23 protein-coding genes are annotated in these 20654 nt (G+C 69.1%); 11 read left to right on the top strand and 12 right to left on the bottom strand.

The genetic code is table 11. The annotated features are described in order from the left end of the window. Positions 1 to 4 precede the first annotated feature (4 nt). The 7 genes from tsaB (at position 5) to ACH4YL_RS28530 (ending at position 5101) form a co-directional block, all read left to right on the top strand. Entirely contained in the window at positions 5 to 661 is a 657-nt protein-coding gene (gene tsaB / locus ACH4YL_RS28500) for a tRNA (adenosine(37)-N6)-threonylcarbamoyltransferase complex dimerization subunit type 1 TsaB (RefSeq protein WP_398510297.1), read from the top strand. 29 nt (positions 662 to 690) lie between these two features. Continuing rightward, positions 691 to 1146 (top strand): ribosomal protein S18-alanine N-acetyltransferase, encoded by a 456-nt coding sequence (gene rimI / locus ACH4YL_RS28505; RefSeq protein ID WP_398510445.1) that lies wholly within the window; start codon positions 691 to 693, stop codon positions 1144 to 1146. Between the two features lie 40 nt (positions 1147 to 1186). Beyond that, complete coding sequence (gene tsaD / locus ACH4YL_RS28510; RefSeq protein WP_398510298.1) at positions 1187 to 2296, top strand: tRNA (adenosine(37)-N6)-threonylcarbamoyltransferase complex transferase subunit TsaD; 1110 nt, start codon at positions 1187 to 1189, stop codon at positions 2294 to 2296. Then, positions 2293 to 2556: a hypothetical protein gene (locus ACH4YL_RS28515; protein ID WP_398510299.1), complete on the top strand. Its 264-nt coding sequence runs from the start codon at positions 2293 to 2295 to the stop codon at positions 2554 to 2556. Before tsaD ends, ACH4YL_RS28515 begins: the two co-directional genes overlap by 4 nt. Positions 2557 to 2729: 173 nt before the next feature. Continuing rightward, complete coding sequence (locus tag ACH4YL_RS28520; protein ID WP_398510300.1) at positions 2730 to 3086, top strand: YciI family protein; 357 nt, start codon at positions 2730 to 2732, stop codon at positions 3084 to 3086. Between the two features lie 42 nt (positions 3087 to 3128). After that, positions 3129 to 4385 carry an RNA polymerase sigma factor gene (locus ACH4YL_RS28525; protein ID WP_398510301.1) on the top strand — a complete coding sequence of 419 codons (1257 nt, stop codon included), beginning with the start codon at positions 3129 to 3131 and terminating at the stop codon, positions 4383 to 4385. Between the two features lie 68 nt (positions 4386 to 4453). Beyond that, a complete protein-coding gene (locus ACH4YL_RS28530; RefSeq protein ID WP_398510302.1) occupies positions 4454 to 5101 on the top strand; it encodes a hypothetical protein in 648 nt (215 codons plus the stop codon). 93 nt (positions 5102 to 5194) lie between these two features. Here the strand turns inward: ACH4YL_RS28530 and ACH4YL_RS28535 are convergent, their stop codons facing one another. From ACH4YL_RS28535 to ACH4YL_RS28565, 7 genes are all read right to left on the bottom strand, one after another. Continuing rightward, positions 5195 to 5836: a contact-dependent growth inhibition system immunity protein gene (locus ACH4YL_RS28535; protein ID WP_398510303.1), complete on the bottom strand. Its 642-nt coding sequence runs from the start codon at positions 5834 to 5836 to the stop codon at positions 5195 to 5197. A 12-nt stretch (positions 5837 to 5848) separates the two neighbouring features. Beyond that, a complete protein-coding gene (locus tag ACH4YL_RS28540; protein ID WP_398510304.1) occupies positions 5849 to 6154 on the bottom strand; it encodes an RNase A-like domain-containing protein in 306 nt (101 codons plus the stop codon). 10 nt (positions 6155 to 6164) lie between these two features. After that, positions 6165 to 6824 (bottom strand): hypothetical protein, encoded by a 660-nt coding sequence (locus ACH4YL_RS28545; protein WP_398510305.1) that lies wholly within the window; start codon positions 6822 to 6824, stop codon positions 6165 to 6167. A 10-nt stretch (positions 6825 to 6834) separates the two neighbouring features. Continuing rightward, entirely contained in the window at positions 6835 to 8556 is a 1722-nt protein-coding gene (locus ACH4YL_RS28550) for an RNase A-like domain-containing protein (protein ID WP_398510306.1), read from the bottom strand. Further along, positions 8556 to 8855, bottom strand: a complete 300-nt coding sequence (locus ACH4YL_RS28555) for a WXG100 family type VII secretion target (RefSeq protein WP_398510307.1) — start codon at positions 8853 to 8855, stop codon at positions 8556 to 8558. Before ACH4YL_RS28555 ends, ACH4YL_RS28550 begins: the two co-directional genes overlap by 1 nt. Positions 8856 to 8882: 27 nt before the next feature. Then, positions 8883 to 9272 (bottom strand): WXG100 family type VII secretion target, encoded by a 390-nt coding sequence (locus ACH4YL_RS28560; RefSeq protein WP_398510308.1) that lies wholly within the window; start codon positions 9270 to 9272, stop codon positions 8883 to 8885. Between the two features lie 90 nt (positions 9273 to 9362). Continuing rightward, a complete protein-coding gene (locus ACH4YL_RS28565; RefSeq protein ID WP_398510446.1) occupies positions 9363 to 10541 on the bottom strand; it encodes a methyltransferase domain-containing protein in 1179 nt (392 codons plus the stop codon). Positions 10542 to 10698: 157 nt separating this feature from the next. Here ACH4YL_RS28565 and ACH4YL_RS28570 point away from each other — a divergent pair, with 157 nt between their 5' ends. The 3 genes from ACH4YL_RS28570 to groL all read left to right on the top strand — a co-directional run bounded on the left by ACH4YL_RS28570 (position 10699) and on the right by groL (position 14277). Continuing rightward, entirely contained in the window at positions 10699 to 11574 is an 876-nt protein-coding gene (locus tag ACH4YL_RS28570; protein WP_398510309.1) for a polysaccharide deacetylase family protein, read from the top strand. A gap of 673 nt (positions 11575 to 12247) precedes the next feature. Further along, complete coding sequence (groES, locus tag ACH4YL_RS28575; protein WP_266486653.1) at positions 12248 to 12556, top strand: co-chaperone GroES; 309 nt, start codon at positions 12248 to 12250, stop codon at positions 12554 to 12556. A 92-nt stretch (positions 12557 to 12648) separates the two neighbouring features. Next, complete coding sequence (groL, locus tag ACH4YL_RS28580; RefSeq protein WP_398510310.1) at positions 12649 to 14277, top strand: chaperonin GroEL; 1629 nt, start codon at positions 12649 to 12651, stop codon at positions 14275 to 14277. Positions 14278 to 14394: 117 nt separating this feature from the next. Here the strand turns inward: groL and ACH4YL_RS28585 are convergent, their stop codons facing one another. From ACH4YL_RS28585 to ACH4YL_RS28605, 5 genes are all read right to left on the bottom strand, one after another. After that, positions 14395 to 15324, bottom strand: coding sequence for a sigma-70 family RNA polymerase sigma factor (locus tag ACH4YL_RS28585; RefSeq protein WP_398510447.1), 930 nt, complete (start codon positions 15322 to 15324; stop codon positions 14395 to 14397). Positions 15325 to 15445: 121 nt separating this feature from the next. Then, a complete protein-coding gene (locus ACH4YL_RS28590; protein WP_398510448.1) occupies positions 15446 to 16432 on the bottom strand; it encodes a hydroxyacid dehydrogenase in 987 nt (328 codons plus the stop codon). A gap of 94 nt (positions 16433 to 16526) precedes the next feature. Then, complete coding sequence (locus ACH4YL_RS28595) at positions 16527 to 17300, bottom strand: SDR family NAD(P)-dependent oxidoreductase (RefSeq protein WP_398510311.1); 774 nt, start codon at positions 17298 to 17300, stop codon at positions 16527 to 16529. A 10-nt stretch (positions 17301 to 17310) separates the two neighbouring features. Continuing rightward, positions 17311 to 18861, bottom strand: coding sequence for a multicopper oxidase family protein (locus tag ACH4YL_RS28600; RefSeq protein WP_398510312.1), 1551 nt, complete (start codon positions 18859 to 18861; stop codon positions 17311 to 17313). 107 nt (positions 18862 to 18968) lie between these two features. After that, complete coding sequence (locus ACH4YL_RS28605; protein ID WP_398510313.1) at positions 18969 to 19637, bottom strand: MOSC domain-containing protein; 669 nt, start codon at positions 19635 to 19637, stop codon at positions 18969 to 18971. Positions 19638 to 19716: 79 nt separating this feature from the next. Between ACH4YL_RS28605 and ACH4YL_RS28610 the strand changes: the two genes are divergently transcribed. Next, on the top strand, positions 19717 to 20607 hold the full coding sequence (locus tag ACH4YL_RS28610; RefSeq protein ID WP_398510314.1) for a LysR family transcriptional regulator: 891 nt from the start codon (positions 19717 to 19719) through the stop codon (positions 20605 to 20607). The last annotated feature ends 47 nt before the right edge of the window (positions 20608 to 20654 follow it).

Consider the following 20654-nt stretch of genomic DNA (forward strand, 5'->3'; position numbering starts at 1 on the left):
TTGCGTGCTCCTGCTCGCTGTTGATACCGCCACGCCCGCCGTCACCGCCGCCCTCCACGACGGCGCATCCGTCGTCGCCGAGTCCAGCAGCGTCGACGCCCGCCGGCACGGCGAACTGCTGCTGCCCGCCGTCGACCGCGTCCTCGCCGAGGCCGGTGTGACACTCGACGCCGTCACCGCCGTGGTGACCGGCGTCGGACCCGGCCCGTACACCGGACTGCGGGTCGGTCTGGTGACGGCGGCGACCTTCGGCTCGGCGCTGGGCGTGCCCGTGTACGGGCTGTGCACGCTGGACGGGCTTGCGTACGCCTCCGGCCTGGAAGGGCCGTTCGTCGTGGCGACGGACGCCCGCCGCAAGGAGGTGTACTGGGCGCGGTACGAATCCGCACGGACGCGCGTGGGCGAGCCCGCCGTCGACCGGCCCGCCGACATCGCGGCGCAGGTCGCCGGCCTGCCCGCCGTCGGCGCCGGTGCGCTGCTCTATCCGGAGACCTTCCCGGACGCCCGCGAGCCCGAGTACGTCTCGGCCGGTGCGCTGGCGTCGCTGGCCGCCGAGAAGCTGGCGGCGGGCGATGAGGAGTTCCTGCCGCCGCTGCCGCTGTATCTGCGCCGGCCGGACGCCCAGGTGCCCAAGAACTACAAGGTGGTCACGCCCAAGTGACCGTGCCACCGACCGCCGGACTGCGCGAGATGCGCTGGTGGGACCTCGGGCCGGTGCTCGAACTCGAGCACACGCTCTTTCCCGAGGACGCCTGGTCGCCCGGGATGTTCTGGTCCGAGCTCGCGCATGCGCGCGGACCGCAGTCCACCCGCCGCTATGTGGTGGCCGAGACGGACGGGAAGATCGTCGGATACGCGGGCCTGGCGGCCGCCGGCGATCTCGCGGACGTGCAGACCATCGCCGTCGCCCGCGAGCAGTGGGGCACCGGCCTCGGCTCCCGGCTGCTCACCGAACTGCTGCAGCACGCCACTGCCTTCGAGTGCGACGAGGTGCTCCTCGAAGTGCGGGTGGACAACACCAGGGCCCAGAAGCTGTACGAGCGCTTCGGCTTCGAGCCCATCGGATTCCGCCGCGGCTACTACCAGCCGGGCAATGTCGACGCGCTCGTCATGCGGCTTCACGTACAAGGAACAGAGACTCACTGATGGCTGGACACGCTGAACCGACTGATGGCTGGGCTTGCTGATGGCTGACGAACCGCTCGTACTCGGCATCGAGACCTCCTGCGACGAGACCGGCGTCGGCGTCGTGCGCGGCACGACGCTGCTCGCCGACGCCGTGGCGTCCAGCGTGGACACACATGCCCGCTTCGGCGGCGTGGTGCCGGAGATCGCCTCGCGCGCGCATCTGGAGGCGATGGTGCCGACCATCGAGCGCGCGCTGAAGGAGGCGGGCGTCTCGGCGCGCGACCTCGACGGCATCGCGGTGACGGCGGGGCCGGGCCTCGCGGGCGCGCTGCTGGTGGGCGTATCGGCGGCCAAGGCGTATGCGTACGCGCTGAACAAGCCGCTGTACGGCGTGAACCACCTGGCCTCGCACATCTGCGTCGACCAGCTGGAGCACGGAAAGCTGCCCGAGCCGACGATGGCGCTGCTGGTCTCCGGCGGGCACTCGTCGCTGCTGCTCGCGCCCGACATCACCACGGACGTACGGCCGCTGGGCGCGACGATCGACGACGCAGCGGGCGAGGCCTTCGACAAGATCGCGCGGGTGCTGGACCTCGGCTTCCCGGGCGGTCCGGTGATCGACCGGCTGGCGAAGGAGGGCGACCCGGCGGCGATCGCGTTCCCGCGCGGGCTCACCGGCTCTCGGGACGCGGCGTACGACTTCTCCTTCTCCGGCCTGAAGACCTCGGTGGCCCGCTGGATCGAGGCGAAGCGGGCGGCGGGCGAGGAGGTGCCGGTACGGGATGTGGCGGCGTCCTTCCAGGAGGCGGTCGTCGACGTGCTGACCCGCAAGGCGGTACGGGCCTGCCGGGACGAAGGCGTGGACCACCTGATGATCGGCGGGGGAGTGGCCGCGAACTCGCGGCTGCGCGCGCTCGCCCAGGAGCGGTGCGAGCGGGCCGGGATCCGGCTGCGGGTGCCGCGGCCCGGTCTGTGCACCGACAACGGCGCGATGGTCGCGGCGCTCGGCGCGGAGATGGTGGCCCGCAACCGCCCGGCCTCGGATCTGGAGCTGTCCGCGGACTCGTCCCTGCCGGTGACCGACCCGCATGTGCCGGGCGCCGCGCACACTCACGCCCCCTCGCACGACCATGTGCACGAGATCAGCAAGGACAACCTGTACTCATGAGGGTCGCGCTGATGTGGGAGGCCCGGGCGGTCCAGGGCCGCTCCGCCGAACTGCTCGAATGGGCCCGTGCCCAGGAACTGGCGCACGAGCCGGTGCGCCGCGAGACATTCCGCGCGGCGCAGGACCGGGTGCTCGTGATGACGTGGTGGGAGGCGGCGGACGCAAGCGCCGAACTGCCGGAACTCCCGGAGCCGGCGGCGGACTTGATCACGCGGCCGGTGCACCGCTGGCGCTTCGAGAGCCTCGGCACCGGCGCCTGACCGGGCGGGACCGGTGGCCCTGCTGGTGTCCGTGACCGTGCTTGTGCCCGTACCGGTGGCCGTCCCGGAAAATTCTCAGAAGAATTCCGGTGGAGCTGTCGATCCGGCCGCCGGCGGTTCGACGCAAGGGTGAGAGGCCGGGAAAGCCCCGCCCTCCCGACCGAGGAGTCACCATGCCGCGTTACCTGACGATGGTCCGCATCGACGAGCAGAACGCACCCGCCGAGGGCCCCAGCCCCGAGCTCATGGAACGAATGGGCCAGCTGATCGAGGAGATGACCAAGGCCGGGGTCCTGCTGGACACGGCTGGTCTGCATCCGACCTCCGAGGGCACCAGGGTCACGTGGTCCGGCGGGAAGCTGTCGTACACCGACGGACCCTTCACCGAGAGCAAGGAAGTCGTCGGCGGATACGCCATCCTGCAGGCCAAGGACAGGGCCGAGGTCCTCGAATGGACCAAGCGCTTCCTGCAGGTGCACGAGGAGCACTGGACGGTCACGTCGGAGATCCGCGAAATCGTCGAAGGCTGACCTGTTTGCTGCCGCGCTTCGCGGGTGCTCTGATGGGTGGCCGTGACGGCAGCAAGCGCGACCGAGACGGTCGAAGCGGTATTCAGAATCGAGTCGGCGCGGATCATCGCCGGTGTCGCACGCATCGTGAGGGACGTGGGCATCGCCGAAGAGCTGGCGCAGGACGCTCTGGTCGCCGCACTGGAGCAGTGGCCGGAGTCAGGTGTCCCGGACAAGCCGGGCGCCTGGCTCATGGCCACGGCCAAGCACCGCGCCATCGATCTCGTACGCCGCAAGGAGACCTACGCGCGCAAGCTCGCGGAGGTCGGACGGGCACTGGAGGACGTGGCACCGCCGCCCGAGCCGGCGGGCGCCGAGGACATCGACGACGACCTGCTGCGGCTGATCTTCACCGCCTGCCATCCGGTGCTCTCCACCGACGCGCGGATCGCGCTCACACTGCGGCTGCTCGGCGGCCTGACGACCGAGGAGATCGCGCGCGCCTACCTCGTCGCGGAGCCGACGGTCGCCCAGCGCATCGTCCGCGCGAAGCGCTCGCTGGCCAAGGCGGGCGTCCCGTTCGAAGTGCCGTACGGGCCCGATCGCGCGGCCCGGCTCTCGTCGGTCCTGGAAGTCATCTACCTGATCTTCAACGAGGGTTACGCGGCAACGGCCGGCGACGACTGGATCCGCCCGGCCCTCTGCGAGGACGCACTCCGCCTGAGCCGGGTACTTGCGGGCCTGATGGCGAAGGAACCCGAAGTCCACGGCCTGACGGCCCTGTTGGAGATCCAGGCGTCCCGCACATCGGCCAGGACGGGCCCGGACGGCGAACCGGTGCTGCTCGCCGACCAGAACCGCACACGCTGGAACCAACTCCTGATCCGCCGCGGCTTCGCGGCCCTCGGCCGCTCGAACGCGGCGGGCGGACCACCGGGACCGTACGCACTCCAGGCGGCGATCGCCGCATGCCATGCACAGGCGATCCGCTACGAGGACACGGACTGGCGGACGATCGCCACCCTGTACGGCCGGTTGGCGACGCTCACCCCGTCCCCGGTGGTGGAGCTGAACCGCGCGGTCGCCGTCTCGATGGCGGAGGGCCCGGAGGCGGGCCTGGCGGTCGTGGACGCGGTGGCGTCCGAACCGGCGCTGAAGGAGTACCACCTGCTGCCGAGCGTGCGGGGGGACTTGCTGGCGCGGCTGGGGCGGATGGCGGAGGCGCGGGGGGAGTTCGAGCGGGCGGCGGGGCTGACGCGGAATGAGCGGGAGCGTCAGCTTCTTCTGAAGCGGGCCGCCCAGGCGTCGTCCGGGACTTGAGCGGGGATCCGGGCTTGAGCGGGGAGCTGACGCGATCCGCCGCATGACCAGGCGATAGCCTCGTACATATGTCCCGCCGTACGCTGCCGCCCCCTCCACCGCCCATCGAGATGCGGGCCTGGCCCGACCACGAATCGCTGCTCGCCGACCGGGCCAGGGCGATGGGCGAGTTGGGCCGACTGAGCATCGGGGTGCCGCGATTGCTGCTGTTCTGGCTGGCGGCAGCGGGATTCGTCGTGGGCTGGGTGTTGATCGGCGCGGCTCTGAAGTCCTTCGAAGAGAGCGTGGACGTCTTCTCCTACATGATCATCGCGGTCATGGTGGGCCTGGGCCTCGGCTGCATGGTGCCGACGGGGCTGGCGATCGGCTTCGGCATCCGCCGTGACAAGGTCGTGCGCGAACGCCTGGGCCAGTGGGCGTCATTGGCCCGCGACCCTGCCCGCGACGCCCGCTACCGCTTTCCGGGCGAGAGCCTGTTCTGGCTGGTGCCGTCGTTCCTGCTGTGCGCTCTCGGGCTTTGGCTGTGCATCGCCTACCCGGCGACGGCACGGCGCGGCGAACAGACGTACGCGGGTGTGACTCTTGCGGTGGGGACGGGCTTCATCCTGTGGCTGACGGGCCTGATGGGCGTGGCGAAGGCGGTGATCCACTATCGGTGGGCGGTGCGGCTGTTGGGCACGGTCGCATCGCGGGAGACGGACGACGCGCACCGCTGAGCGGCTGGGCGCCGTCGGTCGACGTCCCGCCGTCCAGGAGCCTCGGACTCCCATGCTTCTTGATCTGGAGCTTGCCGGGGCCGAGTTGGAGGGTCACCGTCGGCGCAGGCTGTTGGCCAGTTCGGCGAGCCATCCGCCGGGGGCGAAGGGCTCGGGAGGATCGACCTCCATGCCGAGCTCGGCCACGGCGAGGGCGTAGTCCGACTCGTCCAGAGGCAGCGTCAGCAGGTCGTGCAACTCGCCCGTGAGCTGGGCGATCAGGCCCGAGTCGGTGGTGTCGAGGTAGTCCTGGACGGCGGCGTCGTGGTCCTCGAACTCGTCCGGCATGTCCTGCGAGAACCATCCGCCGAGGAACTGAGCCAGTTCCGGGAAGCGGGCATGCCATTCCCAGCGGGTCTGCGGGGTCGCGGGCGGCGGTGCATGGCCCGCCTCGATGCTTTCCTTGAGCCGGTCCGCGAGGCTCACCAGCCACGCCTGGATTTTTGAGTCGGGCAGGCCGACGTCGGGTACGGGGTAGAACTCGCCGAGGCGCAGCCGCAGTCGCCCGGGCGGATTGTCGGCATACGCCCGGAGCTGCTCCTCGGCGACCGGGATGGCCCACGGCCGGGTGCGCCAGGTGTGACGGAGGTAGGCGGTCAGCGGTTCGTCGTCGTCGGCCGTCCGGCCCAGATAGGCGCGGATGACCTGGTCCAACTCGCCGTACTTACGGTCGTGTTCGCGCGGCTTCAGGGACACGGGTTGCTGCCTCTAGAGGTAGATCGGGAAGGTGGCGTGGACGGTGAAGCCGTGCGGGCTCGCGGTGTCGCGCTTGAGGACGACGCGGGCGGCGCGCACATCGACCGGCTCGTGGCCGGCCAACATCATCGCCTGGAGCAGGACGCGGCCGACGGGCTCGAGCCGGGAGGGCCAGGCGGCCTCGATGGTCAGGCGCTGACGGGTCGACTGGGCCAGCCAGCGATGGATGACCTGCTCATTCGCGGTCACCACCTGCTGGGTCGCCCACTGGGCCGTTTCCCGGTCGGGGTAGGTGGCGGAACGATTCGGATTCGACACGGGATTGACCTCAGTGCTGTGCTTCAAAGTGGACATGAATGGCCGCGAGGATGGCATGCAGGACCGGCCGGGAAGCCCATGGGACCGCCTCGGCGAGCCCATTCCTGAACGACTCCGGTGTAGGGAAGAGCAACAGAGCCTCCTGCAACTCGGCCGCCAGTGCAGACATTTCCTGGCGGCAGCCGTTCGGATGCTCGCTCGCAACTCCTGCCCGCACCCCTTCATCGAAGTCCTCATACTCTCCCGAGTCGACCCACCACCAGAACTGCTGAATTCTTCCGAACTTAAGGTGGGCTTCCCAGGTCGCCATCGGCAGGCTCTCGAAGTCCGGAATAAGCTCCCGATCCTGCAATCGGAGCAAGCCGGAAAGCAGTCTGAGGAAATCTGGCCCCTGGAGATCGCCGGCGGACTCGTCGAGCTTCTCGGAGAACCCGACCGGCAGCGTCGGCGGTTGTTCGGATTCGAGCTGATTGGAGAGGAGATCGAGGAGGGCCGACACCGTGGCGATGGGCATGGCCCAGTCGGTTTCCGGTGAGTTTCTGATGGTTCGGCAGAACCGGGCCAGTTCGTCCTCGAAAACCTTGGTGTTGTCGCGGCGGCACGCGACGGCCAACTCAAGGAGTCTGGAGATCGCCCCGTTGTTGAACACGGCTCCGGTGTAAGTAGTCACATTGTGCATGCTAAGGGGCTTCCGGCATGGACGTCAGCACGATGAATGGAGGGTCCTGATTGTTGCCTATGTACTTCAGTGTCACCTTGACACTGTGTACGTCCTGGGCTTGCGCTTGCATGCCGTGTGCGTCGTAGTCGGCCCGGCTGAGTGATCGGCCGGTCACCTCGTTGGGGAAGGACAGGCTGTAACTCGGCTTTGATCTCGGGTTGTAATTGTTCTCTTGCCCTTCAATCCATCGCTCGATCAGCAGGACATTTCTTACATCGTCCAGAACGGTCTGTGTGAGGCGCTGTGCTGAAGCGTGGTCCGCGAAAGTAGAGATGGCTCTCGGTGCCACGGTTCCATCGGGCCGTACGGTCTGCTGATCACGGAGGCGCTGAGCCAGCTGTTCGTCCGTCTTGCCGACGTGTTTGTCGACCGGGTGGCTTCCTTCGATTCCCTCCTGGCCGGCCAGGTCGATGGCGAAGAAGTGGTTGTTTCTGTCCTCGTTCGGAACGGTGTAGGTGTGCTCGGGCTTGAACTCGTGCAGTGCGCGAGCGCCGAAAGACTGAGCGCGCGCCTCTTCGGCCTTGAAGCTGGGAGCACTGATGAATGCTTCGTTCAGCGGCTCCATCAGCGCATCGAGCTTCGGCACCAGACCGTTCACCCGGGTGTTGTACGCATCAACGACGGCGTTGATCGCGGCGGTGTCGATGTTCAGCGTGATCTCCACGCTGAGCTCGGCCGCGCCCTTGACCAGGCCCTTGAGGAAGCGGCCCGCCGTCTTGGCCCCCTCCTTGACGTCGTCCATGCCGACCCCGTCGCTGAGATCGATCTTCCCTACGGCCTCGCGCACCGCCTCCATGTAGATGTCCCAGACCTTGCCGTTGAGGTCGACGGCAGCCTGGGCGAACTCGTACAGCAGATCGCTGACCTTGACAGCCGTGTCGAACAGCACCGTCATCACCGGGTGGGTGGCGCCTGTGTTCGACGAGGCGGAGTCGTGCTTCCACTCGTACCCGGCCGTGGACTTGCCCCAGGCGGTGGTACCCCACAGCGAGCTGCAGAACTGCCGCATGGCGTCGTGCCATTCGCTGTTGCTCTGCTGCGTGATGCTGCTGACCTGGCCGGTAAGGGAACTCTCCGTCATCGAGAGTGCGATCGTCATGTCCCGCCAGGCTTTGGACAGGTCGTTGAGGTAGTGCTGCTGGGGATACGGATAGACATCCGCGACCTTGCCCCAGCGGAAGGCATGCTTGAGGACAGGGCGGATCAGGTCCCGTACGACCTCGGGGATGCACTCCAGGATGCTCCGCAGCCAGCCGTCGCCGCCGTCGTCGTCGCCCCACTTCAGGTTGGGGACCTGGCCGTAGTCCGGTGCCTTGTCGATGACTTGGGGGGCAGGCTGGACGACCGGCTGCTTCTTGCCGGTCGGGTCGGCGGCCGCCTCTGCCTTGGAGTAGTTGTTGGCCGTGGTGGTGAAGCCGACGGCGGCGCCGCCGACGCTCACAACGCTCCTGGCCCAGACTTCGAGGAAGCGGTTGCCTACCTTGACGTAGGCGGAGGCGAAGGACTGCGCGGCCGTGCCGTACCCGCCTGCGTCAGGGTGCTCCTTGAGCGCCGTGAGCAGGGTCTTCGCGGCCTGGCTGTAAATCGGCTGCTGGCTCGCGAAGCCGCCGGAGACACGGTGCAGGTCTGATGGCTTGACGTCGATGGTGCCGTTCTGGGACGGCGGCGGAGGCGTACCCATCAGGCGGCGCCCCACCCACGCAGCACGGCCCGGTGTGCCTCCGCGTAGTTGGCGTGGCCCGTCGTGACCACCTCATGCAGCCAGGCCTGTGCGGCCTGGAGGTCCTGCATCTGCTTGTCCCACTGGTCGAGTTCCTCTACGAACGCTTCGCGTGTGTCGCCCTGCCACGTGAGGACGACCTTCTCCGTGCGGCCGTAGAGGGTTTCGAGCCGCTGGTTGAGCTGCTTGAGGATGTCCTCCAACTCGCCCGCGGCTTCGCGCAGCGTGGTGAAGCTGACGCCTATGTAGTCGTCGGCCATTTTTTGGTCCCCGTGTTTGAGTCGACGTCAGATGCCAAGTATTCGGCTGGTGGGAGCGACTGGCGCGGTGCCTTCGGACAGCTCGCGGGCTTCACGGGCAACGTCCACCTGGCTCTCCGCCTGGCGCATCTGCCGCAGGGTGTCCAGCTCCTGCTGGCTGAAGCCGTCCCGGCTCAGCCGCATTGCTTCCTCCAGAACGACGAGGGTCTCCCGGATCCGTACGGCGTCCTCCGCCGCGCCCTGGTGCAGCGCCCGATACCCTTTGGCCGCGTCGCCCTTCCAGCCGGCTTCGATACGGTCGACGATCGCGTCCATCCGCCGTACCTGGTTGTCCAGATGGCGTTGCATGTCATCGAGGTCCCCGGCCAACCGGGTCAGATCCTCGTCGGAGACGTCAAGATTCGCGTTGTCCACCATGGTTCCCCCTCCTCGGCGCGCAACCATGAACACTAACAACGTCCGCTGACAGCACGGCGGTTGCAAACGACGCGGCACATGTGAACCCGCTTACACCGGTTGCCCGATCAGCATCGTCGGCGCCCCCGCCACCCGCGTCAGGAACACCGTCGCCGCATTCCGCCCCTGCAGCTTCACCTTCCGCCGCAGCTCCTCCGGCTCCACCGCCGAGCCGCGCTTCTTCACCGTCAGGACGCCGACCTCCCGCTCCCGCAGCAGGGCCTTCAACCTCTTCAGGCTGAAGGGGAGTTCGTCGGTGATCTCGTACGCCGTCGCGTACGGCGTCGGGCGCAGCTCGTCCGCCGTGATGTACGCGATCGTTTCGTCGAGCAGTCCGCCGTCCAGCTCCTGTGCCACCTCGGCGACCAGGTGCGCGCGGATGACCGCGCCGTCGGGCTCGTAGAGGAAGCGGCCCGTCTTGCGGACCTGTGGGTTCGGCAGGCCGCGGCCGGTGAGGGAGTGCGGGCCCGGGAGCAGGGTCGCGGTGATTGTGCCCGGGGACGTGCCGAACCAGAGGACCGCTTCCTTCACGTCGCCGCCGTCCGAGATCCACTCCGCCGCGGCGTCCTCCGGCACCGCCTCGTGCGGGATGCCCGGTGCGATCTTGAGTGCGGCGTGCGGGCGGGTGCGGGCTGCCGTGATGGCCCAGGACAGGGGCGGCGAGTACGCCTCCGGGTCGAAGATGCGGCCCCGGCCGCCTCTGCGGGCCGGGTCCACGAACACGGCGTCGTACTCGGCCGAGTCGGTCTCCATGACGTCCGCGCACCGGACCTCGATCAGTCCGTCCAGGCCGAGCGCTTCGGCGTTCGCTTGTGCGACGGCCGCGGTCAGCGGGTCGTGGTCCACCGCGAGGACCCGGATGCCGGCGCGGGCGAGTGCGATCGCGTCGCCGCCGATGCCGCTGCAGAGGTCCGCGACGCTGCGCACGCCGAGAGCGGCGAAGCGCTCGGCGCGGTAGGCGGCGACGGTGCGGCGGGTGGACTGTTCGACGCCGTTGGGCGTGAAGAACATCCGCTGCGCGTCCTCGGCCCCGAACTTCGCCGCGGCCCGCTGCCTCAGCCGTGCCTGGCCCAGTGCCGCCGACACCAGTCCGGCCGGGTGCTCGCGGCGCAGGCGGGTGGCGACGGCCAGTTCCTGTGCGGGGTCGTAGTCCCGCAGCTCGGCGAGCAGGGCCCGGCCTTCCTCGGTACGGAGCGCGGCGAATGAGTCGAGGTCGTTCACCGGACCCATTGTGGGCCAGGCGGGGGATGGTGCGCCTGTGGCGGCGGTGTCGGCCGGTCGTCCGGGTCCGGCGCTGACAGGATGCGGCGCCATGCAGCTAGTAAGACAAAAGCAGAAAAGCCGGGTGAATTGCCCGCCGGTTCGTCAACTGCGACACGTACGGGTGATGGCGGGCGTGCTCCTCGTCGCCCTGGCCGGTTCCGCCTGCGCGGCCGGGCCCTCGGACGAGCGCGACGGGTCGGAGCCCGCCCCGGGTCAGCTGGCCGAAGGGCCGGCGGGTCCGGCTGCCGCGCTCGCCGCGTACACGGAGAAGGTCCGGCGCGATCAGGTCGCGCGCGCCGCCGTCGCCAAGAAGTGGGGGCTCGCGAAGACTCCGCTGGCCGCGCCTCGGCCGCCCGCCGTCAAGCCGAAGATCACCACCCGCAAGGGCTTCGAGGTCGACGGTGGCGAGTCCCTGCCACCGGTCTTCACCACGGTCCCGGTCAAGGAGAAGATTGTCTTCCTGACGATCGACGACGGCGCGGAGAAGGACCCCAACCTGCTCCGCATGATGAGCGAGCTCAAGATCCCGTACAGCGCCTTCCTCAGCGACTACGTGATCAACGACAACTACGGCTACTTCAAGCGGATGCAGGATCTCGGCGTCTCGCTGCACAACCACACCCTCAACCACCGCTATCTGCCCGGACTTTCGTACGCCAAGCAGAAGACCGAGATCTGCGGTCAGCAGGCGAAGATCGAGAAGCGTTACGGAAAGCGGCCGCCGCTCTTCCGTCCGCCGTACGGGAACTACAACGAGAGCACCCTGCGCGCCGCCAAGTCGTGCGGAGTCAAGGCCGTGCCCCTGTGGGCCGCCGAGGCGTTTCCCGATCACATGGAGTGGCGGGAATGGGACCGGGACCTGCATCCCGGCGACATCATCCTCACGCACTTCCGCGGGCGCGATGACTGGAAGGGCACCATGCCCGACATGATCCGGCGCGTGATGAAGACGGTCACGGACAAGGGATACGCGGTGGCGAAGCTGGAGGACTACGTATGAGCGGCGCGCACCGGATTCCGGCCGCGCTGGCGGTCGTGACCGGTGCGCTGCTCGCCTCCTCGGGCTGTACGCCGTGCGTCGATCCCATCGAACGGCTCGGCAGCAAGGCCGTGCAGAGGGTTGCTCCGCCCCGTCCGGTACTCCGCCCCCGCCCAGCCGCGCGCGGGCGCGGATCCCGGCCCTCCCGCGCACCATGCCCGCCAGGACCACGCCCGCCAGAACCACGCCCGCCAGGACCACGGCCCCCGCCTGTCACCTCGCACCGACGGCCCTCAGGCCCCCGATCTCACGGAACCGACGACCCGTCTGCTGCGCCGTATCCACGGGATTCATTCCGCCTCGCAGCCGTGACGACGGGCCGCTGCACATGTCCGTACGTTCGTGCGGAACGGAGTGGCGCGCACGCGCGTTGTCCCCATCGGGGTCGCACCGCCGCACAATGATCGAGCACCCGCGCCCCGGCCCTCGCGGGCAGTCTGCGGGACTCGCACAGCGCAGTGGATTGGCACTCCGCTTGACCGAGTGCTAATCGCGGTCATAGTCTCGGCTCTGGCACTCCCCACTGGAGAGTGCCAACGCGCGACAGGCAGGTCCGGCACCCGCGACGACGGATCCACCTGGTCGCCACTCAGACAGTTAACCCCGTGAGATCTCCGAAGGGGGAGGTCGGATCGTGACGACCGCCAGCTCCAAGGTTGCCATCAAGCCGCTCGAGGACCGCATTGTGGTCCAGCCGCTCGACGCCGAGCAGACCACGGCCTCTGGCCTGGTCATCCCGGACACCGCGAAGGAGAAGCCCCAGGAGGGCGTCGTCCTTGCGGTCGGTCCGGGTCGTTTCGAGAACGGCGAGCGCCTGCCGCTCGACGTCAAGACCGGCGACGTCGTGCTGTACAGCAAGTACGGCGGCACCGAGGTGAAGTACAACGGCGAGGAGTACCTCGTCCTCTCGGCTCGCGACGTGCTCGCAATCGTCGAGAAGTAATTCACCCACGTTTTGATCTGCGCCCCTGGCTCCCGCACTGATGTCGCCGGGTGGCCAGGGGCGCAGCTCGTTTGAGAGGACAGAAAGCTCCCATGGCGAAGATTCTGAAGTTCGACGAGGACGCCCGTCGCGCCCTCGAGCGCGGCGTCAACAAGCTTGCCGACACGGTCAAGGTGACGATCGGCCCCCGCGGCCGCAACGTCGTCATCGACAAGAAGTTCGGCGCACCCACCATCACCAACGACGGTGTCACCATCGCCCGCGAGGTCGAGGTCGAGGACCCGTACGAGAACCTCGGCGCGCAGCTGGTGAAGGAGGTGGCCACCAAGACCAACGACATCGCTGGTGATGGCACCACCACCGCCACCGTGCTGGCCCAGGCGCTCGTCCGCGAGGGCCTGCGCAATGTCGCCGCGGGTGCCTCCCCGGCCGCCCTGAAGAAGGGCATCGACGCCGCCGTCAAGGCCGTCTCCGACGAGCTGCTGGCGACCGCCCGTCCGATCGAGGACAAGGCCGACATCGCTGCCGTCGCCGCGCTCTCCGCGCAGGACCAGCAGGTCGGCGAGCTCATCGCCGAGGCCATGGACAAGGTCGGCAAGGACGGTGTCATCACCGTCGAGGAGTCCAACACCTTCGGTCTGGAGCTGGAGTTCACCGAGGGCATGGCCTTCGACAAGGGCTACCTCTCCCCGTACATGGTGTCCGACCAGGAGCGTATGGAGGCCGTCCTCGACGACCCGTACATCCTGATCAACCAGGGCAAGGTCTCCTCGATCCAGGACCTGCTGCCGCTGCTGGAGAAGGTCATCCAGGCCGGCGGCTCCAGGCCGCTGCTGATCATCGCCGAGGACGTCGAGGGCGAGGCCCTGTCCACGCTGGTCGTCAACAAGATCCGCGGCACCTTCAACGCCGTCGCGGTGAAGGCCCCGGGCTTCGGCGACCGCCGCAAGGCGATGCTGCAGGACATGGCCACCCTCACCGGTGCCACCGTCATCGCCGAGGAGGTCGGCCTCAAGCTCGACCAGGCCGGTCTCGACGTGCTGGGCAGCGCCCGCCGCGTGACGATCTCCAAGGACGACACCGTCATCGTCGACGGCGGCGGCAACTCCGCGGACGTCGCGGGCCGCGTCAACCAGATCAAGGCCGAGATCGAGTCCACGGACTCCGACTGGGACCGCGAGAAGCTCCAGGAGCGCCTCGCGAAGCTGGCCGGCGGCGTGTGCGTGATCAAGGTCGGCGCCGCCACCGAGGTGGAGCTGAAGGAGAAGAAGCACCGTCTGGAGGACGCCATCTCCGCGACCCGCGCCGCGGTCGAGGAGGGCATCGTCTCCGGTGGTGGCTCCGCGCTCGTCCACGCCGTGAAGGTGCTCGAGGGCAACCTCGGCAAGGAGGGTGACGAGGCCACCGGCGTCGCCGTCGTCCGCCGCGCCGCGGTCGAGCCGCTGCGTTGGATCGCCGAGAACGCCGGCCTCGAGGGCTACGTCATCACCTCCAAGGTGGCGGAGCTGGACAAGGGCCAGGGCTTCAACGCCGCGACCGGCGAGTACGGCGACCTGGTGAAGGCCGGCGTCATCGACCCGGTCAAGGTCACGCGCTCCGCGCTGGAGAACGCCGCGTCCATCGCCTCGCTGCTGCTCACGACCGAGACCCTGGTCGTCGAGAAGCCGGCCGAGGACGAGTCCGAGGCGGGTCACGGCCACGGTCACGGCCACTCCCACTGAGTAGCTGACTAGCTGAGTAGCTCAGCAGCTGACTGGCTGAGCAGCTGTACGAAGCCGGGCCCGGTGCCCCCGTCGCGGGGGCACCGGGCCCGGTGCTTTTCCGGACCACGACCAGCGTCAGTCGTTGAGGAACGCCAGGTCGAGCCGGCTCAGCCGCTCCGGATCGGCCAGGATGTCGATCTCGACGATCCTGCCGCCCGTGATCGTGAAGCCCATGACCGACAGCGGCTCGCCGCCCGGCGCCGTGACGACGCCGGCACCGCCGTTGACCAGCGCAGGCCGTGCGAACTGCGCGAAGCGCTGGAAGGTGAGCGCCTGCCCGGCCACCTCGCGTGCCCCGCGGACCTCGTGCGACACCGCGCCGGGCATCGCTCCGACATCGGCGCGCAGCACGACATCCGGGTCGAGCAGCGCCACGAGCGCGTCGAAGTCGCCGCCGCGCGAGGCCGCGAGGAAGGCATCGACGACCTCACGCTGACGGCTGAGATCGTCCGGGACCGTGGTCGTGCCCTGCACCCGGCGGCGGGCCCGGCTGGCCAGCTGCCTGGTCGCGGTCGGCGTGCGCCCCACGATCGGCGAGATCTCGTCGAACGGCATGCCGAACATGTCGTGCAGTACGAACGCGAGCCGTTCGGCGGGCCCGAGCGTCTCCAGCACCACCAGCAGCGCGAGGCCCACCGAGTCAGCCAACAGCACCTCGTGCTCGGGATCGGCGACGCCCGGACCGACGCCCGGACCGACGCCCGGACCGGCGTCCGTGCCGATGCCCGCACTGTGCACGATCGGATCGGGCACGCGTACGTCCAGCGGCTCCTCGCGCCGTGCCTTGCGCGTGCGCAGCATGTCCAGGCAGACCCGGCCGACGACGGTCGTCAGCCAGCCGCTGAGATTCTCGACCTCGCCGGTGCCGGAGCGCTGGAGCCGGATCCAGGCCTCCTGGACTGCGTCGTCCGCGTCGGTCAGCGAGCCGAGCATCCGGTAGGCCACCGCCTTCAGACGGGGCCGGTCGGCGTCGAAGCGCTCCGCCAGAAACTCGTTCTCGTCCATGGCTTCCATCGGCTCCCATTCCTCCGTCGCGCCGTCGCGCCTCTCGGCTGCTGCGCCTCTCATACGACTGACGAACGAAACCCGGAGGATGTGACAGGGCCTGTACTCGGGCGCGGAAATCTCAGGCGGACTGGTGCAGCGTCCCCGCGAGCACCGGATCCGCGAACGGCAGGCCCCGCCCGTACCGCTCCAGCTCGTCCAGCGCCCGGTCCGCCATCCGGTACAGCTCATTGCCGAGGGAACCCGCGACGTGCGGGGTCAGCAGCACATTGGGCAGTGTGTACAGCGGCGAGTCGGCGGCCGGGACCTCGGGGTCGGTGACGTCGAGCACCGCGTACAGCCGTCCCGTCGTCAGCTCCCGCAGCAGCGCCTCTTCGTCGATCAGCGAGCCGCGTGCGGTGTTGATCAGCGTTGTGCCGTCGGTCATCAGCGCGAGCCGGCGTTCGTCGATCATGTGGCGAGTCGTCGCCAGCTCCGGCGCATGGACGGTGACGACGTCGCTGCGGCTGCACAGTTCGTCGAGCTCGGTCCGTAAGACTCCGAGTGCGTCGGCGTCGGCGGCGCTGACGTACGGGTCGTACAGCAGGACCTGTACGTCGAAGGGGCGCAGCAGCTCGATCACCCGGCGGCCGATCCTGGATGCGCCGACGACTCCGATCGTGCGCCGGTAGTTCCCGAGTGCCGTCGGCTCGCGAGTCCAGTCGTGGCCGGCGCGCCGCTGTCCGTAGCGCCGGGCCGAGTGCAGCACCTGCTTCCCGGCGAAGAGGATCGCGGCGAGTGTGTACTCGGCGACGGGCAGCGCATTGGCCGCGGCTGCCGACGCCACAGTGATGCCGCGCTCCCAACAGGCGTCGGTGACATGGTTCTTGACGGTTCCGGCCGCGTGCACGACCGCGCGCAGCCTCGGTGCGGATTCGAGTACGCCGGCGGTCAGCGGGCTCGCGCCCCAGCAGGTCAGCAGCACTTCGGCCTGAGCGAGCGCGGCCTCGACGGCAGGCGTCGGTGCGGCGAGGTCATGGGCGACGAGCCGCGGATCGGTACGGGCGAGTGCACTCAGCCGGTCGTAGTGGCGGTCGGTGAACAGGCGCTCGGCGACGCCCGGCCCCATCGCGAGCAGGACCGCAGGCGGATTGTCAGTGGCGTGCACCGCGGTGCTCACTCGGTTCTTGCTCCGTTGCTCACTCCGGTTCTCACTGCGGTGCCTACTGGGGGCCGTACTTGCGGCCCGTCCTGGAGGTGACGCCGCCCAGCAGCCCGCGCGGCGCAAGCTTCACCACACCCATCAGCGCCTTGTACCGCGGGTCCGGGATCGACACCGACTTGCCGCGCTCCAGGTCCGCCAGCGCCGCCGACACCAGCTTGTCGGCGTCCAGCCACATCCAGCCCGGGATGTTGTCCGTCCCCATGCCCGCCCGCTCATGGAATTCCGTGCGTACGAATCCGGGGCACAGCGCCATCAGCTTCACACCGGTCCCCGCCAGATCCCGCGCCGCGCCCTGGGTGAACTGCACGACCCACGCCTTCGACGCACCGTAGGTGCCGCGCGGGACGAACGCGGCGACCGAGGCCACGTTGATCACGCCGCCGCGGCCGCGCTCGCGCATGGACTCCGTCGCCGCCGCGGTGAGCCGCAGCACCGCCTCGACGTGCACCTTCAGCATGGTCAGCTCGTCGTCCATGGACACCTCGAGGAAGCGTCCCTTGTTGCCGAACCCGGCATTGTTGACCAGCAGTTCCACCGGGTTCTTCCGGTCGCTCAGCCGCTTGACGACCGCATTGATCCCGTCGTCGAGGGACAGGTCCGCGGTCAGCACCTCCGCCTCGATGCCGTGCGTGTCGTGCAGCTCGGTGGCCTGCTCCTGCAGCCGCTTGGTGTCGCGGGCCACCAGCACCAGGTTGTGTCCCTCGGCGGCGAGCCGCCGCGCGAACGCGGCGCCGATGCCCGCGGTCGCTCCCGTAATCAGTGCAGTCGTCATAAGCGGCACGTTAGTGCCCCGCGTGTGAGTGCGGCGTACGCACCTGCCCCGCCTTCTGGCCCTTCTCGACCACCACGAACTGGCCCATCATCCCCAGGTCCTCGTGGTACAGCAGATGGCAGTGGTACATATACGGAGTGTTGGGGTCCGCAGGCCCGTCGAACCGCATCGCGAGCTTCACGGTCTTGTGCGGAGGGACGAATACCGTGTCCTTCGCGCCGCGCAGCTCGGGCGGCGGCTCCTTTCCGTCCACCTCCAGCACGCGGAACTGCACATCGTGCACATGGAAGTTGTGCGGAGTGCCGTGCTCGTTGCGTACGGTCCAGGTCTCGGCCGTGCCGCGGACGACGGTCTCGTCGATCCGGTTCATCTTCATCGCCTTGCCGTTGATGCCGGTCGTCAGCAGGCCGAAGAACCGCTCGCGCACGGAATCGGTGCCGTCCGGCACCTCCAGTTCGCCGAGTGTGCCCGGCAGTTCGGGCGAGGGCCGCAGCGTGTTCGCCGCGCGCAGCTGAAGTACGTCGAAGGTGTCGTCGCCGCCGGCGAACCGCGCCTCCCAGCCGCCGCCGTAGCTCTTGTGCGGGAAGCTGCGCAGCACGGTGCGCTCGCCGGGCTGCATCCGCACGACAATCTCGGCGCGCTCGCCGGGCGACAGCTGGATCCGGTCCGTCCGGGCCGGCTTCTCCAGCAGCCCGCCGTCGGTCCCGATCAGCGCGAACCGGCGGTTGTCGGCGAACCCGAAGTCGTAGATGCGGGCGGTCGAGGCGTTGAGCAGCCGCAGCCGTACGAGCTCGTCGCCGACCTCCTTGTACGGATCGAGAGTGCCGTTGACCATCGTGCGGTCACCGAGGAAGCCGGTGTCCCGGAGCAACCCCTTCCCGTGGTCGAACTTCGCGCCGTCGAACTTCACGTCCTGGACCATGACCGGCAGATCGTCGACGCCGTACTTCTTCGGCAGCGGCAGCCGCGCGGACTTCTGGTCGTCGAGCAGGAACATCCCGGCCAGTCCGCGCTGCACATGCTTTTCCGTCTTGCCGTGCGGATGCGGGTGGTACCAGAGGGTGGCGGCGGGCTGGTCGACCGCCCAGCGCGGGGTGAAGGTCGCTCCGGGGGCGACCATCTGGTGCGGGCCGCCGTCCATCTTCGCGGGCAGGTGCATGCCGTGCCAGTGGACGGTGGACTCCTCGCCGAGGGTGTTCTTGATCTTCACCTCGACCTTCTCGCCGCGCGCGGCGCGCAGCGTCGGCCCGAGATGGTCGCCGTTGAAGCCCCAGGTGGGCGTCTGCCGGCCGGCCGTGAACTCCTTCTGGCCGCTCTGCATGGTCAGTTGGAAGACCCGGGTTCCGTCGCGCTTCACCGTCGACTTCGCGAGCGGCGGCACGGCCAGCTCGTTGCTGAACTCCGTGCCGGCGGTGGAGACCGTGGCACTGGAGTAGAGCCACAGGGCGCCGCCGCCGAGCGCGAGGGCGATGACGGCGACGACCGTCGAGAGCACAATGAGGATGCGCTTGAGGACCGAGCGCTTCGGCCGGGGCGGCTTCTGGCGAGGAGTTCGAGGCATACAACGAGCGTCCCGGAGGCCACTCGCGGGAGCATCGGGGACCGACCCCGGCCCGCCCCCCAACAACTCCCTTACTTACTAAGGGATTTCCCCTACGACCCGTGCGGCTACGCGCTGTACTTCTCCACGTAGTCGCGCGCCGCCCGCAGCAGCTCGGGATGGAGCGCGTCGCCCGCCGCCAGCACCTTCGGCAGCAGCGCCCGCTCGGTGGTCTCGGCGCGGAACGCCAGATCGACCGTCACCTCGTGGTCCGGCCGGTGCACGATCTCGATCGCGTCACCCGCGCGGATCTCGCCGGGCTCCACGACCTTCAGATACGCGCCGGGGGCGCCGTGCCGCGTGAAGCGCTTGACCCAGCCCTGCTCGCCGAGCCAGGAGGCGAACGTACGACAGGGCAGGCGGCCGCTCGTCACCTCGATCACCAGGTCGTCGCCGATCCGCCAGCGCTCGCCGATCTTCGCGCCGCCGACGTCGAGCCCGACCGTGGTGAGGTTCTCGCCGAAGGTGCCGTTGGAGATCGGGCGGCCCAACTCCCGCTCCCAGAAGTCCAGATCCTCGCGGGCGTAGGCGTACACCGCCTGATGCGTCCCGCCGTGGTGGCGCAGATCGCAGATAGTGTCGCCGACGAGCCCGCTGCCGCCTTCGCCCTTCGGGCCGGGGTCGACCACTCGAACGGCGCCTTCGGCCGGCCGTTTGTCGATTCCCGTCGCACCGCCCGGGGCATCGGAGTACTCCACGATCTTGGGCCGGCCCACATTCACGGTCAGAAGCTTCATGACATCACGCTAACTCCACCGTCTCAAACGATCCACTCAGTAATTCGCTCCAGCCCAAAGCGGCGCTTATATTCAGTGCGTGATCGAAGCCCGTCATCTCCGAGTGCTGCGAGCAGTGGCCGCCACCGGTTCCTTCTCCGCCGCCGCGCGCACGCTCGGCTGCACACAGCCCGCCGTCAGCCAGCAGATGAAGGCACTCGAGACCTCGGCGGGCACGCCGCTGCTCATCCGTACAGGCCGGGAGATGCGGTTGACCCAAGCGGGTGAAGCGCTCGTGCGGCACGCCTCCGGCATCCTCGCCGGACTGACGGCCGCCGAGGAGGAGGTCGCGGCCATCGCCGGACTGCGGGCCGGCCGGGTGCGCCTCGTGTCGTTCCCCAGCGGCTCGTCCGCGCTGGTGCCCACCGCCCTCGCCGCACTGCGCGCGGCACACCCCGGCACCAAGGTCTCGCTGGTCGACGCGGAGCCGCCGCGTTCGGTGGAGATGCTCCGTGAGGGTGACTGCGATGTGGCGCTCGCCTTCCGCTACGGCGGCGCGGCCACGGAGTGGGACGACCTGATCGTCCGGCCGCTGCTCACCGACCGTCTCGTCGGGCTGATCCCGCAGAACCACCGGCTGGCCGCCGCGGACACCGTCACCATCGGCGATCTCGCCGACGAGCCGTGGATCGCGGGCTGTCCGCGCTGCCGCCGCCAGTTGGTCGAGGTCTGCGAGGAGGCCGGTTTCACGCCGCGCATCGACTTCGCCACCGACGACTATCCGGCGGTGATCGGCCTGGTCGGAGCGGGTCTCGGCGTGGCGGTGCTGCCGGAGCTCGCGCTGGAGTCGGTACGGCCCAAGGGCGCGCGCACCGTCACCGTCGAGCCGAAGGTCGAGCGCGAGATCGTCGCCCTGACGCTGCCCGATCTGGCCCAGGTGCCCGCCGTCGCGGCCACGCTGAACCAACTGGTGCTGGCCGCTCCGCGCTGACGCGACCACCCTCGTCCGGCCCGCGGACGAGGGTGGTGTGCAGGAAC

Source organism: Streptomyces sp. NPDC020681, from assembly GCF_044334895.1.
In the GTDB taxonomy this organism is placed as follows: Bacteria; Actinomycetota; Actinomycetes; order Streptomycetales; family Streptomycetaceae; genus Streptomyces.